Source organism: Pseudomonas entomophila L48 (genome assembly GCF_000026105.1).
Lineage (GTDB): Bacteria > Pseudomonadota > Gammaproteobacteria > Pseudomonadales > Pseudomonadaceae > Aquipseudomonas > Aquipseudomonas entomophila.
Window position 1 is genome coordinate 4248894 of the sequence record NC_008027.1, and the last position, 14557, is coordinate 4263450.

Annotated in this window: 15 protein-coding genes; 7 read left to right on the forward strand and 8 right to left on the reverse strand. The window is 64.7% G+C overall.

Features of this window, described 5'->3' with window-relative positions; all coding sequences use genetic code 11:
• Positions 1 to 11: 11 nt before the first annotated feature.
• Positions 12 to 1667 carry a ShlB/FhaC/HecB family hemolysin secretion/activation protein gene (locus PSEEN_RS18220; RefSeq protein ID WP_044488330.1) on the reverse strand — a complete coding sequence of 552 codons (1656 nt, stop codon included), beginning with the start codon at positions 1665 to 1667 and terminating at the stop codon, positions 12 to 14.
• 243 nt (positions 1668 to 1910) lie between these two features.
• Here PSEEN_RS18220 and PSEEN_RS18225 point away from each other — a divergent pair, with 243 nt between their 5' ends.
• Positions 1911 to 2180, forward strand: coding sequence for a hypothetical protein (locus PSEEN_RS18225; RefSeq protein ID WP_011535027.1), 270 nt, complete (start codon positions 1911 to 1913; stop codon positions 2178 to 2180).
• A gap of 2 nt (positions 2181 to 2182) precedes the next feature.
• Here the strand turns inward: PSEEN_RS18225 and PSEEN_RS18230 are convergent, their stop codons facing one another.
• The 3 genes from PSEEN_RS18230 to PSEEN_RS18240 all read right to left on the reverse strand — a co-directional run bounded on the left by PSEEN_RS18230 (position 2183) and on the right by PSEEN_RS18240 (position 4181).
• Positions 2183 to 2413, reverse strand: a complete 231-nt coding sequence (locus PSEEN_RS18230) for a BrnA antitoxin family protein (RefSeq protein ID WP_011535028.1) — start codon at positions 2411 to 2413, stop codon at positions 2183 to 2185.
• Positions 2388 to 2669 (reverse strand): BrnT family toxin, encoded by a 282-nt coding sequence (locus PSEEN_RS18235; RefSeq protein ID WP_011535029.1) that lies wholly within the window; start codon positions 2667 to 2669, stop codon positions 2388 to 2390. The genes PSEEN_RS18230 and PSEEN_RS18235 overlap by 26 nt, the downstream gene beginning before the upstream one ends.
• Before the next feature lie 186 nt (positions 2670 to 2855).
• The gene (locus tag PSEEN_RS18240; RefSeq protein WP_373694298.1) at positions 2856 to 4181 is read right to left on the reverse strand and encodes a DEAD/DEAH box helicase; all 1326 of its coding nucleotides are present in this window, start codon (positions 4179 to 4181) and stop codon (positions 2856 to 2858) included.
• A 143-nt stretch (positions 4182 to 4324) separates the two neighbouring features.
• Between PSEEN_RS18240 and PSEEN_RS18245 the strand changes: the two genes are divergently transcribed.
• From PSEEN_RS18245 to aepX, 5 genes are all read left to right on the forward strand, one after another.
• The gene (locus tag PSEEN_RS18245; RefSeq protein WP_011535031.1) at positions 4325 to 5617 is read left to right on the forward strand and encodes a mechanosensitive ion channel family protein; all 1293 of its coding nucleotides are present in this window, start codon (positions 4325 to 4327) and stop codon (positions 5615 to 5617) included.
• 302 nt (positions 5618 to 5919) lie between these two features.
• Positions 5920 to 7137, forward strand: a complete 1218-nt coding sequence (locus PSEEN_RS18250) for an MFS transporter (protein ID WP_044488332.1) — start codon at positions 5920 to 5922, stop codon at positions 7135 to 7137.
• Positions 7138 to 7177: 40 nt separating this feature from the next.
• Entirely contained in the window at positions 7178 to 8380 is a 1203-nt protein-coding gene (locus PSEEN_RS18255) for a pyridoxal phosphate-dependent aminotransferase (RefSeq protein WP_011535033.1), read from the forward strand.
• Between the two features lie 52 nt (positions 8381 to 8432).
• Entirely contained in the window at positions 8433 to 9242 is an 810-nt protein-coding gene (locus PSEEN_RS18260; protein WP_011535034.1) for a hypothetical protein, read from the forward strand.
• A 27-nt stretch (positions 9243 to 9269) separates the two neighbouring features.
• Positions 9270 to 10160: a phosphoenolpyruvate mutase gene (aepX, locus tag PSEEN_RS18265; RefSeq protein WP_011535035.1), complete on the forward strand. Its 891-nt coding sequence runs from the start codon at positions 9270 to 9272 to the stop codon at positions 10158 to 10160.
• Between the two features lie 48 nt (positions 10161 to 10208).
• Here the strand turns inward: aepX and PSEEN_RS18270 are convergent, their stop codons facing one another.
• The 4 genes from PSEEN_RS18270 to PSEEN_RS18285 form a co-directional block, all read right to left on the reverse strand.
• Complete coding sequence (locus PSEEN_RS18270) at positions 10209 to 11093, reverse strand: LysR family transcriptional regulator (RefSeq protein WP_011535036.1); 885 nt, start codon at positions 11091 to 11093, stop codon at positions 10209 to 10211.
• 158 nt (positions 11094 to 11251) lie between these two features.
• A complete protein-coding gene (locus tag PSEEN_RS18275) occupies positions 11252 to 12133 on the reverse strand; it encodes a carboxylate/amino acid/amine transporter (protein ID WP_011535037.1) in 882 nt (293 codons plus the stop codon).
• Positions 12134 to 12553: 420 nt separating this feature from the next.
• Positions 12554 to 13153 carry an FMN-dependent NADH-azoreductase gene (locus tag PSEEN_RS18280; protein ID WP_011535038.1) on the reverse strand — a complete coding sequence of 200 codons (600 nt, stop codon included), beginning with the start codon at positions 13151 to 13153 and terminating at the stop codon, positions 12554 to 12556.
• Positions 13154 to 13263: 110 nt separating this feature from the next.
• On the reverse strand, positions 13264 to 13578 hold the full coding sequence (locus tag PSEEN_RS18285) for a 3-phosphoglycerate kinase (protein ID WP_011535039.1): 315 nt from the start codon (positions 13576 to 13578) through the stop codon (positions 13264 to 13266).
• A gap of 50 nt (positions 13579 to 13628) precedes the next feature.
• On the opposite strand from PSEEN_RS18285, the gene PSEEN_RS18290 reads away from it, so the two are divergent.
• Complete coding sequence (locus PSEEN_RS18290) at positions 13629 to 14552, forward strand: LysR family transcriptional regulator (RefSeq protein WP_011535040.1); 924 nt, start codon at positions 13629 to 13631, stop codon at positions 14550 to 14552.
• Positions 14553 to 14557: the final 5 nt, after the last annotated feature.

A 14557-nucleotide genomic window follows, 5' to 3' on the forward strand; every position in this document is an offset into this window, starting at 1 on the left:
GGGTCAGGCGGTCAAATGAAGAGGTCGAGGCGGAAATACACCGGGCGTTCCTTTTCAGGCAGCGCATCGGGGCGTTCCAGGCTGTGGGCGAAGGTCACGCTGGCGGCCAGGTGCTGGCCACGGGCGAAGAGCTCCAGCGAATGGCTGCTGGCGCGGCCGTGGTACTCGCCGTTGTAGCGGTCGTTGCTGATCACGCCCAGGTCGTAGCCCAGGCCCAGGCCGTACTCGGCCAGCATCGGCTGCAACACCGGCCAGTTCACCGGGCGGGTCCAGCGCAGGTCGCTGCGCCAGTAGCCGCCGCTGTCCCCGGACAACGACTGGTCCTTCAGCCCGCGCACCGACGACAGCCCGCCGAGGCTGATGCGTTGCGGGCTGAACAGCACGTCCTCGCTGCGCTGGCCGGTGGCCAGGCTGCTGAAACTCAGGCGCTCGCCCAGCACCTCGAAACCCTGCACATAGCTGAGCGTGGCGCTGTACTTGCGGTAGCGCGCCACCGGCTGGCCCGGGCGCGGGTGACCGTTGTCCTGGGCGTCGAAGGCGCCGATGCCTTCCTGCGTGCCCAGGTCGAGGTTGACGAAGGCATTGCCCAGGCGCCGGCCATGGTTGATGCCGAACTGTGCTTCGCTCAGGCGATTGCTGCTGGCCGCCAGGCGGCTGTCCTCGATGTAGTTGTTGGTGCGCAGGTGGGCGATGCCGGCATTGAGCGAGGTCTTGCTGGTGGCGTCGCGGTGAACCACGCGCTCGGCGCGCAGCTGGTGGTTCTGGCTGTCGCCGGTCTGTTTGAAGGCGAAGAGGTTGGCCTGGGCCAGGGAGCGGTACTCGCTTTCGCTGTAGCTGTAGGTGAAGTTCCACCAGCCCCAGGGCAGGTTGTAGTAAAGCACGCCATTCTTCGAGCCCAGAGTGTGGTCGCTGACCACGTCATGTCCACCGCGCAGCACCAGCTGGTCGGCCAGGCCCAATGGGCTGTCCCATTCCAGGCCGAGGTTGAGCATCTGCTCGCCGGTGCTGCGCTGGCCTTCGTTGTTGCGCGAGAGCGAGGCGCGCCACGGCTTCTGCGGGGTATTGCGCACCAGCACCTCGCTGCCGCCGACAGCCTTGCCCGGGGTCAGCTCCATTTGCGCCTTGTTCGACGGCAGACGGTTGAGCTGGTCGACCATCTGCTCGATCTCGCGCAGGTTCAAGCGCTCGCCGGTGCCGCCGGGGAACGTCATGGCCAGTTCATGATCGCTCAGGCCACTGCCGGCATCGGGACGCAGCCCTTCCAGGCGCCCTTCCACCACCAGCACCTGCAGATGGCCGGCGGACAGGTCCTGCTGCGGCAGGTAGGCGCGGCTGGTGACCAGGCCGCGGTCGAGGTAGTGGTCGGTGATGGCCTTGAGCAAGGCGTTGAGTTGGGTGACGCCCAGGCACTGGCCAATGAATGGCTTGAGCAAGGCGTCGCGCTCCGCAGCGGACAGGCTGTCGGCGCCCTTGAGTTCGATGGTGCGGATGGTGAAGCAGCGGGTGTCGGCCGCCGGTTGCGCTTCGCTGGGTTCGGCGGCATTGCCGGGCAAGGTGCGCAGCTCGTCGAGGCGCCGTTGCTGCTCCTGCAGTAGCCGGTCCTGGCGGTCGCGAATCAGGTCCTGGTCGCCGGGAGACGCCGCCCAAGCCGGATTCACGCTCAGCATTGCCCACAAGGCAAGGTAGGCCGTTCGGTGAGAAAAATGGAGACTTACGGACATGACTGGGCATCGAGCAAAATGGTGCGCGATGTTATTTTGCCATCACTGCAGTGTCAAATTAATATCGCCAAATTATTGGACGCCGAAAACTACAGGACCACCCGCCACTCGGGCCGTCGGTCGACCAAGCCGAACGCTCTCCCCGCCCCGCACCTCCACAGCACATACCCATTGCCGGAGATCGGAAGAATGAAAGCACTGCTATCCACTGCCTGTGCAGCCTGCCTGCTAGGCGCCCTGCCCGTCTGGGCCTGCACCCCGGAAGAGGCCACGCAGAAAAGGGAGGAGCTCGCCGGGCTGGTGAGTCGACTGACCGAACAGAATCCGCAGAAGGCCAAGGAGATCAATGACGAGCTCCAGGGTATGAAGCTCGATACGGCCAGCAAGGACCTGCCGGACAAGTGCCAGCTGATCGACAAGCGCATCCAGGAACTCAAGGCCGCGAAAAGCAGGACCTGAGATCAGCGCCGCTGTTGCGCCAGCATGTACTGGCGCAGCAGCTGGTTGATGCGGGTCTGGTAGCCCGCGCCCTGCTCCTTGAACCAGGCCAGCACATCGGCATCCAGGCGCATCGTCACGGTCTGTTTGGCGGGAACCCGCAGCTCGGCGCGGCGGAAGAAGTCATCATCGAGCTCGGGAATGTCCGAGGTGTCGATAGGTGTGTGGTCAATGCTTGCGGATGGTTTCGACATAGCGCGTTACCTCGCGTCGGGTGGCTCTTCGGGCAGAGATGATGCGGATCACATCCCCTTGCCTTTCGGTGTAGGCGACCACGCTGACCCACGCGTTGATCCAGCCCATGCTGATCCAGCGCGCCTCTGCGTAGTCGAACCGTTCATCGCGCAGCGCCAGCATCGGGTGCCGGAACATCTCGGGCACATCGTTGAAGTCGATACCGTGCTTGCGGATGTTGAGCAGGTTCTTCTCCTCGTCCCAGTCAAACGCCATGGGACACCTTGTATTTACAGCTGTACATACGCTACGCCCTCCTGGCTGAACATGCCAGAGGAGTATCGGGGTCAGCCGGTTAATTGCATGGGCTCGGGAGTAGTTTGGGAAATGGGCTACAAACACCTGGGGAAGGTGTGAATCAACCCGCCATCATTGCGATGGCGGGTTTGTCGCAAGCGTGCCTTACTCGGCCGCAGGCTTGCGCTTTTTCAGCGGCGCCAGGCCGTCGGCGCTGGCCAACGGGGCCTTGGCCTTCGGCTTGGCAGCCGGCTTGCGCTTGGCGGCGGCTTTCTTGTCGGTGCCAGTCTTCTTCTCGACCTTTTTCTTCTTGCTGCCGGCTGCCTTGCCCGACGCCTTGACCTTTTTCGGCCCGCTGTAGGTGCCCTTGACCTCTTTGATGACGCGGCGCTCGAACTGCTGCTTGAGGTAGCGCTCGATGCTCGACATCAAGTTCCAGTCGTTGTGGGTGATCAGCGAGATCGCCAGGCCTTCGCCACCGGCGCGGCCGGTACGGCCGATGCGGTGCACGTACTCGTCACCGCTGCGCGGCATGTCGAAGTTGATCACCAGGTCCAGGCCATCGATATCCAGGCCACGGGCGGCGACGTCGGTGGCTACCAGCACCTTGGAGCCGCCATCCTTGAAACGATCGATGGCCAGTTTGCGGTCTTTCTGGTCCTTCTCGCCATGCAGGACGAAGGCTTTGACTTCTTTGGCCACCAGGTGGCCGTAGATGCGATCGGCCAACGCCCGGGTGTTGGTGAAGATGATCGCTTTCTGGTAGGTCTCGTTGGCCAGCAGCCACTGCACGATCTGCTCTTTGTGCTGGTCGTGGTCGGCAGTGATGATCTGCTGGCGGGTGCCTTCGGCAAGCTGCGAGACGCTGTTGAGCATCAGGTGCTCAGGGTCCTTCAGCACCTTGCCGATGATGTCGCGCAGAGCCGCGCCGCCAGTGGTGGCGGAGAACAGCAGGGTCTGTTCGCGGTTCTCGCACTCCTTGCACAGGCGCTCCATGTCTTCGGCGAAGCCCATGTCGAGCATGCGGTCGGCCTCGTCGAGGATCAGCACCTTCACGTGGGAAAGGTCGAGGTTGCCGGCATTGAGCTGTTCGAGCAGGCGGCCCGGGGTGCCGATCAGCACGTCCGGTACCTTGCGCAGCATCGCGGCCTGTTCCTTGAAGTCTTCACCACCCGTCACCAGCCCGGACTTGATGTAGGTGAACTGGGAGAACAGTTGCACCTGCTTGAGGGTCTGCTGGGCCAGCTCGCGGGTGGGCAGCAGGATCAGCGCGCGGATTTCCACGCGTGGGCCGCTCAGGTCGACCAGGCGATTGAGCAGGGGCAGGACAAAGGCCGCCGTCTTGCCGCTGCCGGTCTGCGCCGTCACCCGCAGGTCACGCCCTTGCAACGCCAGGGGAATGGCCGCTGCCTGCACCGGCGTCGGCTCGACAAATTTCAGCTCGGCCACGGCTTTGAGCAGGCGTTCGTGCAGGGCGAATTGGGAAAACACGGCGTAACCTCGGGCAAGTGCGAAAAATTCAAGTTGCATAGGGTAACGTTTTCCTTCGTCGGAGCCGAACTTCTTTTGGTAACTTTGCCCCGATTGGCACTCTAAAGCCCCTTCGTACCGCTATACAGACCGCTTTCGCACCCATGGACATCCAACGCATCTGGCACGACACCCTCGACCTCTGGGGGACCCTCGACCAACATCCACTGCTGCATGCCGCGCTCGGGCTGGGCGTGCTGCTGCTCGTCTCGCTGCTGGTTGGCCGCCTGGCCCGCTTCCTGGTCCTGCATGCCAGCCGCCTGCTGGCCCGCCAGCCCGCGCTGCGGTGGCTCGACGACCTGCGCCAGAACAAGGTGTTCCACCGCCTGGCCCAGACCACCCCCTCGCTGGTGATCCAGTTCGGCCTGAAGCTGGTGCCGGAGCTCTCCGACACCGCCCAGCACTTCCTCGGCAACTTCGCCCTGGCCTTCACCCTGCTGTTCATGACCATGGCCCTGTCGTGCCTGCTCGATGCCCTGCTGGACATCTATGCCCGCACCGAGCATGCCCGCACCCGCTCGATCAAGGGCTACGTGCAACTGGCCAAGATGATGCTGTGGATCTTCGCCGCCATCGTGATCGTCGCCACGCTCATCGACCGCTCGCCGCTGTTGCTGCTGTCGGGCCTGGGCGCCATGTCGGCGGTACTGCTGCTGGTGTACAAAGACACATTGCTGTCGTTCGTCGCCAGCGTGCAGCTCACCAGCAACGACATGCTGCACGTGGGCGACTGGATCGAGATGCCCCAGGTCGGCGCCGACGGCGATGTGGTGGATATCACCCTGCACACGGTCAAGGTGCAGAACTTCGACAAGACCATCGTCTCCATCCCCACCTGGCGCCTGATGAGCGAGTCGTTCCGCAACTACCGGGGGATGCAGCAGTCGGGCGGTCGACGCATCAAGCGCAGCCTGTTCATCGATGCCGCCGGGGTGCGCTTCCTCACGCCGGAAGAAGAGCAGCGCCTGGGCCAGGTGCGCCTGCTCGGCGACTACCTGGCGCAAAAGCGCCAGGAGCTGCACAGCTGGAACGAGGCCCTTGGCCCGGTGGCGGAGCTGGCCGCCAACCGGCGCAAGCTGACCAACATCGGCACCTTCCGCGCCTTCGCCCTGGCCTACCTGAAAAACCACCCCAATGTGCACGCCGGCATGACCTGCATGGTCCGGCAGATGCAGACCACCGCCGAAGGCGTGCCGCTGGAGATCTACTGCTTCACCACCACCACGGCCTGGGCCGAGTACGAGCGTATCCAGGGCGATATCTTCGACTACCTGCTGGCGGTGCTGCCGGAATTTGGGCTGAGCCTGTATCAGCAACCGAGTGGCAACGACATGCGCGTCGGTTTGGCTGGCCGGTCTCAACGTGAGCAGGAACCTCGCGCCTTCAGCAACGCCTGAGAGTTGTGTTGACGGTACCGGCCCATTCGCCGGCAAGGCCGGCTCCTACAGGTACCGCGTTGAAGCGACCAACTCGTAGGAGCCGGCTTGCCGGCGAACAAAGACTCAGAAATTTATTTGCCAGGCTCAACGCAAAGCGTCATCAGAAACAAACAGTTACAACTATTTCAGAATTATTAAACGCCAGCCTTCGGCAAATACGAATACCCACCCTGCCCCGCATCTCCTACCCTGCAGCCAGCACACCGAACCGCGCCGCGCGGCTTTCGGCCAGGATTCGACACAAGGACTGCGAGCAAGCGATGCGTCAGGACATCTCCCTGGAAAAACTCGACGAACCGGATGGCACCGACCAGGCCACCCGCCGCAAGGCCCTGGCCGCGGGCAGCCTCGCCCATGGCGTGCACGACGGCCTGACCGATGTGATCTATGTACTGCTGCCGATCTGGCAGGCGGCCTTCGGCCTAAGCTATGCCCAGGTCGGCCTGCTGCGCGGCGCCTATGCCGGGATGATGGCCGGCTTCCAGTTGCTGGCCAGCCGGGGTGCGCGCCGCTGGGGCCGGCAGGCCCTGCTGGTCAGGGGCACTGCCCTGGCCGGCTTCGCCTACCTGCTGGCCGCGCAGGCCACCGACATCACCCTGTTGCTGCTGGCCTTGATGATCGGCGGCCTGGGGGCCAGCACCCAGCACCCCCTGGCCTCGGCTCTGGTCTCGGATGCCTATGATGGCAGTGGCCGGGTCAAGCAGGCCCTGGCCCAGTACAACTTCGCCGGCGATATCGGCAAGGCCATCATCCCAGGGCTCACCGGTTTGGCGCTGGTGTACATCTCCTGGCAGACCAACGCCACCCTGCTCGGTATGCTCGGCATTGCCGCCGCCTTCGCATTGTGGCTGCTGATGCCTCGGACCCAGGCCCACGACAAGGCCGGCAAGAAAGCCGGCAGCGCCGACAAGACCGGCAGCACTTCGGGCCTGATGGCGCTGATCGCCACCGGCACCCTCGACAGCGGCGTGCGCATGGGCTTCCTGACCTTCCTGCCGTTCCTGCTGCAGAGCAAAGGCGCCAACACCGAGCACATCGGCCTGGCGCTGTCGCTGCTGTTCATCGGCGGCGCCTTCGGCAAGCTGTTCTGCGGCTACCTCGGCGCACGCCTGGGGCCGGTGCGCACGGTGATCTGCACCGAACTGCTCACCGCCGTGCTGATCCTGCTGGCGCTGGTGCTGCCCTACGGCGCGCTGATGCTGGTGATGCCGCTGATCGGCGTGGCCTTGAACGGTACTTCGTCGGTACTCGGCGGCCTGGTGCCGGACTTCGCCCCACGGGACCGTCGCGACCGGGTGTTCGCCTGGTTCTACACCGGCACCGTCGGCGGCGGCGCGCTGGCCCCGGTGCTGATCGGCGCGATCTCCGACCAGGCCGGGGTGAACGAGGGGCTGGTGGTGCTGGCCTGCGTGCTGCTGCTGACCCTGCCCCTGTGCCTGGTCACTTACAACGGCATGAAGGGCTTGACCCGACGCTGAGCAGGATGCCCGCGGATCACCCACAACAAGGACGTGAACCATGACCTACGAACTCTCGGAGCGCGCCGGCCGCATCGGCGCGCCCGGCACCTCGAGCATGCGCAGCAAAGCCAATGCCTTGCGTGACGCCGGCATCAAGGTGATCAACTTCGCGGCCGGCGAGCTGGCCACGGACGCGGCGCCGGACATGCGCAGCGGCGCCATCGCCGCAGTGCACGAGCAGTGGAACCGCTATACCCCACCGCTGGGCAACCCGCGGCTGCGCCAGGCGTTGGCCAACAGTGTCAGCCAGCGCCTGGGCGTCAGCTATGGCGCCGATGAGATCGCCGTATCCAGCGGTGCCAAGCAGGCCCTGTTCAACAGCGCGATGGTACTGCTGAATCCTGGCGACGAAGTGCTCATCCCGCGCCCTTACTGGGAGACCTTCCCCACCCAGGTCGAACTGGCAGGCGCCAGGCCGGTGTTCATCGACACCCGGGCCGACCAGTACTCGTTGCGCAGTGCGGCGGTGAAGGCCGCCCTGTCGCCGCGCAGCAAAGCGATCATCATCAACACCCCGAACAACCCCACCGGGGTGGTCTACTCACCCCAGGACCTGCTCGCCATCGGTGAACTGGCCCTGGAACGCAAGCTGTGGATCATCTTCGACGAGTGCTATCGCGGCTTGCTGCGCGGCAGCCAGCAACACCACAACATCGTCAGCCTGCTGCCCGAGCTCAAGGACTCGGCCATCATCATCGACTCGTTCTCCAAGAGCCAGGCCGTGACCGGCTGGCGGCTGGGCTATGCCTGCGCCCCCAAAGCGGTGGTCACGGCCATGCACAACCTGCAGGCGCACACCACCTCCAACCCCAGCAGCCTGGCGCAATACGCCGCGTTGACCGCCCTCGATGGCGAGGCTTCCCTACGCTTTGCCGCCGACATCAACGCCCAGCTCGACCGCCAGTTGGCCACGGCTACCGCCCTGCTCGGCCAGCTTGAGGGAGTCCGCTTCGCGCCGCCCCAGGGCGCTTTCTACCTGTACCTGGATATCGGCGACCTGCTGGGCAAGCGCTACCAGGGCCAGCCCCTGCGTGACGCCAGCCACCTGTGCGAGCTGCTGCTGACCGAAGCGCGCATCGCCCTGGTGCCCGGCTGCAGCAATGGCGACCCGCGCGCCGTGCGGCTCTCCTACTCCGTGAGCGAGGACGACCTGGTCGAGGGCCTGGGCCGCTTCGCCACCTTCATCACATCGCTTGCCTGAACCCGGCCTTTCCACCCAACCGCGAGATCATGACATGAAGAAAACGGATTTCATGCTGTCATTCGTTGACCAGGCGCTGACCGATGTCCGGGACAAACGGCTGGCCAGTGCCCTGAGAAAGGGCTTCGACGTTCACGACGACCTGCTCGGCGACTACCTGGACACCTACCAGCGCATCACCTCGCAGCCGTGGTCGCGTGACAGCCTGTGCACCTTCTTCTGCGGCTGGCGCAGCCCGGATGGCGCGGCCCACGCGGTGTCCAGCATCATCGTGAGGCTGCTGCAGGAGTCCGAGGCACTCGACGATGACCAGGGCCGCCTGCGCCTGCTGGAAGCCGCGCGCCACTGCGGCGAGATCATCGTCGAGGACATCGGCCTGGGCGAGATGCACGGCCACCCGCACCACTCCAAGCTGTATGCGCGCATGGCCACGGCGATCTGCGGCTCGGACGACTGGCGCCTGCAGGACCGCTACCTGAACCCGGTGACCAAGGAATTCTCCACCTGGGTCGGCAACAAGCGCCCGCTCGCCCCGCAGTTGGTGGAAGCCATCGAGATGATGGCGATGACCGAACTGTTCAACACGGGTGAATACAACGTGATGACGCCATTGTGGAAAGACTGGCTGAAGCAGGTGCAAGGAAAGCCCGCGGGCGAAGCGCACCGTATCGCAACCTTCCTCAGCGTGCATTGTGGCGCGGTCGAGGCCCAGCATTTCTTCCATGCCACCAGCGCCCTCGAGCTCTACTGCCAGGCTACGAAGCAGCCACTCGACTACACACGGATCGAGGCGTTGTCGTGCGAGTACGTGCAACGCGCCTGCGAACACCTGCACAAGATGGAGTCGGTCCTGGCCGTCTGACACACCTCTGATCAAGGAAGTGGCCCCATGAACATCGTGAATCCCGATTCGCGCATCGACCTGCGCCAACTGTTCCATGACAAACCCTGCCTGCGCGTGCTGGAAGCGCACAGCCCGATATCGGCCATGCTGGCCCAGAGCGTGCGCCTGGAGGTCCGCGGCGCCAGCCTGGGCTATGACGCCATCTGGTCCAGTTCGCTGACCGATTCCACCCAGCGCTGCCTGCCGGACATCGAGATCCTTTCGCCCAGCGACCGCCTCGAACGGCTCAACGAGATCCTCGGGGTGTGCGACCTGCCGCTGATCTACGACGCCGACACCGGCGGCAAGGTCGAGCACTTCGCCATCCATGTGCAATGGCTGGCACGCGCCGGTGTCTCGGCAATCGTCATCGAAGACAAGTGCGGTTTGAAGAAGAACTCCCTGCTGGGCCTCTCGGTGCACCAGGAGCAGGAGACCGTGGAGCACTTCTGCGAAAAGATCAGGGCCGGCACGCAACACCGGCATGGCGACCGGATGATGATCTTCGCCCGCTGCGAGAGCCTGATCCTGGAAAAGGGCCTGGAGGATGCCCTGGCCCGCTGCAGCGCCTACACCGAGGCCGGTGCCGACGGCATCATGATCCACAGCCGCAAGCGCAGTGGCGAGGAAATCCTCGAGTTCGCCCGGCGCTTCAAGCACCGCCACCCCGCCACGCCACTGATCTGCGTGCCCACCAGCTACCCGCAACTGACGTTCTCGTGCCTGGCCGATGCCGGCTTCAACGCCGTGATCTATGCCAACCACATGCTGCGCGGCGCCTATTCGGCCATGCGCCAGGTCGCCACCAGCATCCTGGAGAACGACCGCGCCTACGAGATCGAGCCGGCCTGCATGCCGATCGACGAAATCCTCAGCCTGGTGCCGGGTACCCGCTGAGCCACAGCCGTCGCCAGGCGCGTCCGCCTGGCGACGGTGGCCTCTACCTCAGGCGGCGCTCAGGTAGGAGAGCAGCTCGGTGACATGGCGAGGCATGCTGTCGAAGTGCCTGACCAGCATCATGTGCTCCTGCCGCGCCCAGGCTTCCTCCAGGGGCCGGACCACCAGCGCACTGCAGCGCAGGTAGCGTTGCACCGCCGCGTCCGACACCACGCCGATCCCCACGCCCTCGGCGATCATCCGGCAGAGCGCTTCGCCCGTGGATACCTTGATCCTGAACTGCGCCTCGCTGCCATCGTCCCGCGCCTGCGCTTCGATGAGTCGCCCCAGGGCGGCATCGCTGCACAGCCCCACCTGCGGGTGCTTCAGCACCTCCCGCAAACGCAGTGCCGTGGCACTGGCCAACGGGTGCCGCCGGGGCAGCACGACCACGTAGTTGAGCGCGGGCATGGCAATCGAGGCGCAGCCTTCCACCGGCGCGCTACCCGCGACCATCCCCATGTCGACGGCGCCTTCGCGAATGCCGCGGACGATTTCCCCCGGGTTGCGCGCCTGCAGGTCGATGGCGATGTTCGCGTGCTCCGCCAGGTAGCGCACCAAACGCTGCTGGGTGGACTCGAAGGCGGTGAAGCCGTCGACGTACATGCGCATGCAGGGCACGGCCTGCTCTTCATGCCGCTCGAACTCGGCCTTGAGCACTTCCAGTTGGCCAAGGATCTTGCGGGCGTGGACCAGCAGGCGCTTGCCCGCCGCCGTCAGCACCAGGCCCTTGCTCTGGCGATGGAACAACCCCTCGCCCAGCTCGCCCTCCATCGACTTGATGCGCATGCTCGCCGCGCCGGGCGACAGGCAGGCGCGCCGGGCGCCCTGGGTCAGGCTGGGCGACTCGGCAATCTTTATGAACAGCTTCAGATCAGTCAGGTCAAGGTTCACGGTCTCTTCCTTGTATTGTTGTTCATGTCCATTTCATGACTGGCGATCTTGGTGTCACCTGCGCCTATCTTGCCCCTCTCCTTCAGCCTGGGCCAACCCTGGCCCCGATAAAGACAAAGGCGCCCACTGGGGGCGCCTTTGATGCAATGCGCTATCGATCAGCGCGACGAGGTCGCGCCGGGCTGTAGCGCACGCTGGCCACCCAGGCGGCTAAGCCACACCGACGCCAGGATGATGGAACCACCGATGGCCAGGCGCCCCAACGGTTCGTCCTGGTTCCAGATCAGCAGGTTCAGCAACAGCCCCACCGGCACATGCAGGTTGTTCATCACCGCCAAAGTGCCGCCGGACACCAGGCAGGCACCCTTGTTCCACCAGTACAACCCCAGCGCGGTCGGGCACAGGCCAAGGAACAGCAGCACCAGCCATTGGGTGTTGGTGCTCGGCAGGTGCTGGGCGTTGCCGAACAGCAGGAAGGCTGGCAGCACCACGATCAGCGCGCCGAGGTAGAAGTAGCCGAAGCGACGGTAATGCGGCAGGTCGCTGGGGTGGCGGGCGACCAGGTGACGGTACAGCACCTGCCCGGCGGCGTAGGTGAAGTTGGCCAGTTGCAGCAGCAGGAAGCCCATGAAGAACTCGCCGGAGATGGTGTCGAAGCGAATCACCGCCGCACCGGCCACCGCCACCAGCGCGGCCAGCAATGCCCAGGGGTTGAAACGCCGGTTCAGGGCGTCCTCGATCAGCGTGACGTGCAAGGGGGTGAGGATGGTGAACAGCAGCACCTCGGGCACGGTGAGCACACGGAAGCTCAGGTACAGGCAGACGTAGGTGATGCCGTACTGCAGCGCGCCGATCAGCAGCATCGAACGCAGGAAGCGCGGCTCGACCTGGCGCCAGCGGGTCAGCGGCAGGAATACCAGAGCAGCCAGCACCACCCGGGCGAGCACGGCGAAGTAGCTGTCGACATGGCCGGCCAGGTACTCGCCGATCAGGTTGAAGGAGTACGCCTGGATCAGCGCGACGATTATCAGGTAGCCCATGGTTGGCCCTCGTGGATCAAGGCGGGGACCTTAGCGGGTTGGCCTGACCGAGTTCAACCCTTGGAAATGTGGGGGCAGTAACGGCCTCTTCGCGGGCAAGCCCGCTACCACAAGCCTTGAAAGCAGTGCTTTATCTGTGGGAGCAACTGCCTTGCAGAGTATTCGTGGTTTGCGTTCGCCTTTATGGGAGCGGCCTTGCCGAGGCGTCGGACCGGTCGGAAAGGGCTGCGTAGCGGCCCCTGGACCTCAGTGTCGATGCAAAGATCGTCGGGGCCGCTTTGCGGCCCTTTCGCGACACAAGGCCGCTCCCACAAGGATCGCGCAAAGCGTGAGGCCAGCATAAAAAAGCCCGGCCATCGATTGGCCGGGCAGGCACACCCAAAGGAGCAACAAGGTGTCAGGTTGGGAATTCGTCGCCTGTCAGGCCACCGCGGCCAGCTTGGCCTTGGCCTGGTTCAGGCCCTTCTCGTGGAACTCGCCGCTCATGTTCAGGCCTTCGGCGTGGATGAAGTCCACGTCATGGATACCGATGAAAGCCATCACCTGGCGCAGGTAGGGTTCCTGATGGTCACTGCTGGCGCCGGCATGGATGCCACCACGGGCGGTCAGGACAATGGCGCGCTTGCCGTTCAGCAGGCCTTGCGGGCCAGTCGGGGTGTACTTGAAAGTGATGCCGGCACGCAGCACATGGTCCAGCCAGGCCTTCAGGGTGCTGGGGATAGTGAAGTTGTACATCGGCGCTGCCATCACCAGCACGTCGGCGGCCAGCAGCTCGTCGGTCAGGGCATTGGAGCGGGCCAGGGCGTCCCGTTCGGCGGCACTGCGCTGTTCATCAGGCTTCATCCAGCCGCCCAGCAGGTCGGCGTCCAGGTGCGGCACCGGGTTCACCGCCAGGTCACGCACGGTGATGTCGTCAGCCGGGTGCGCCGCTTGCCACTGCTGGATGAAATCGCGGGTCAGTTGACGGGAAACGGAATCCTGCTGGCGGGCGCTGCTTTCGATGATCAGTACGCGGGACATGGGGTGCCTCCATCGGCGGTAAGGGGTGGCGATTCGATGGAGGTGAGATTAAGGGTTGACCTATCGATAAAAAAGCGTAAAAAGTGGGATCAATCTATCGATTAATCAGTTTATTCCGCCTTGCAGTCCAGCAGGATCCGCAGCTTGATGATCTGCCGGTTGAACTTGGCGGTCACATCCACGCTCTTGCCGGCCGGCACGTTGACCCTGCGCACCCGTGGCGCCTCGGGGCCGTTGCGGAACATGACCTTGCAGGCCGCCGGTACCTGCCCATAGTTGTTCAGGGTGATGGCACCGATGTCGTAGGCCGTGTCATAGGCGGTGTAGTCGACCTTGACCCCGGTCAGCTCCTTCTCCACGTCGATGGGGTAAGCCATGGCGGTGAAGGGCAGGCACAACAGCAAAGCCGCACAACATTTCTTCATACGGGCGCTCTCCTTGAGAAGAGCGCAGCTTAGGACAACAGGAGCCCTAGATGAAAGCGCCGCGCGTAACCCTGGATCAGTGGCGGACCCTGCAGGCGGTGGTCGACCATGGCGGGTTCGCCCAGGCCGCCGAGGCCCTGCACCGCTCGCAGTCGTCGGTGAGCTACACCGTGGCGCGGATGCAGGAGCAACTGGGCGTGCCGCTGCTGCGCATCGATGGGCGCAAGGCGGTGCTGACCGAAGCCGGCAACGTGCTGCTGCGTCGCTCGCGGCAGTTGGTCAAGCAGGCCAGCCAGCTGGAAGACCTGGCCCACCACATGGAACAGGGCTGGGAAGCCGAGGTGCGCCTGGTGGTCGACGCCGCCTACCCCAGCGCCCGCCTGGTGCGCGCCCTGGCCGCCTTCATGCCGCAAAGCCGTGGTTGCCGGGTGCGGCTGCGTGAAGAGGTGTTGTCCGGGGTCGAAGAGGTGCTGCACGAAGGCATCGCGGACCTGGCCATCAGCAGCTTCAATATCGGTGGTTACCTGGGCACCGAACTGAGCCCGGTGGAGTTCATCGCCGTCGCCCACCCCGAACACGCCCTGCACCGCATGGGCCGCGAGATCACCTTCCAGGACCTGGAAAGCCAGCTGCAGGTGGTGATCCGCGACTCCGGCCGCGCGCAACCCCGTGACGTCGGCTGGCTGGGCGCCGAGCAGCGCTGGACGGTGGGCAGCCTGGGCACCGCCGCCACTTTCGTCGGCAGCGGCCTGGGTTTTGCCTGGCTGCCCCGGCACATGATCGAGCGCGAGCTGCGCGAAGGCGTGCTCAAGCCCTTGCCGCTGGACCAGGGTGGCAGCCGCCACCCGCTGTTCTACCTTTATTCGAGCAAGGAAAAGACCCTGGGTCCGGCCACGCAGATCCTCATCGAGTTGCTGCGCAACTTCGACACCGCGCCCCTGGACGTGCCCTTCGCCGCCCCCCCGCAAGCCTGAGAGGA

Bases quoted from the DNA above. Each gene is read 5' to 3' on its own strand.
- PSEEN_RS18285 (WP_011535039.1), bottom strand. From the start codon at position 13,578: ATGAAGAAATGTTGTGCGGCTTTGCTGTTGTGCCTGCCCTTCACCGCC.
- PSEEN_RS18260 (WP_011535034.1), top strand. From the start codon at position 8,433: ATGCTGTCATTCGTTGACCAGGCGCTGACCGATGTCCGGGACAAACGG.
- PSEEN_RS18245 (WP_011535031.1), top strand. From the start codon at position 4,325: ATGGACATCCAACGCATCTGGCACGACACCCTCGACCTCTGGGGGACC.
- PSEEN_RS18230 (WP_011535028.1), bottom strand. From the start codon at position 2,413: ATGTCGAAACCATCCGCAAGCATTGACCACACACCTATCGACACCTCG.
- PSEEN_RS18235 (WP_011535029.1), bottom strand. From the start codon at position 2,669: ATGGCGTTTGACTGGGACGAGGAGAAGAACCTGCTCAACATCCGCAAG.
- PSEEN_RS18290 (WP_011535040.1), top strand. From the start codon at position 13,629: ATGAAAGCGCCGCGCGTAACCCTGGATCAGTGGCGGACCCTGCAGGCG.
- PSEEN_RS18280 (WP_011535038.1), bottom strand. From the start codon at position 13,153: ATGTCCCGCGTACTGATCATCGAAAGCAGCGCCCGCCAGCAGGATTCC.
- PSEEN_RS18220 (WP_044488330.1), bottom strand. From the start codon at position 1,667: ATGCTGAGCGTGAATCCGGCTTGGGCGGCGTCTCCCGGCGACCAGGAC.
- PSEEN_RS18255 (WP_011535033.1), top strand. From the start codon at position 7,178: ATGACCTACGAACTCTCGGAGCGCGCCGGCCGCATCGGCGCGCCCGGC.
- PSEEN_RS18250 (WP_044488332.1), top strand. From the start codon at position 5,920: ATGCGTCAGGACATCTCCCTGGAAAAACTCGACGAACCGGATGGCACC.
- aepX (WP_011535035.1), top strand. From the start codon at position 9,270: ATGAACATCGTGAATCCCGATTCGCGCATCGACCTGCGCCAACTGTTC.
- PSEEN_RS18275 (WP_011535037.1), bottom strand. From the start codon at position 12,133: ATGGGCTACCTGATAATCGTCGCGCTGATCCAGGCGTACTCCTTCAAC.
- PSEEN_RS18225 (WP_011535027.1), top strand. From the start codon at position 1,911: ATGAAAGCACTGCTATCCACTGCCTGTGCAGCCTGCCTGCTAGGCGCC.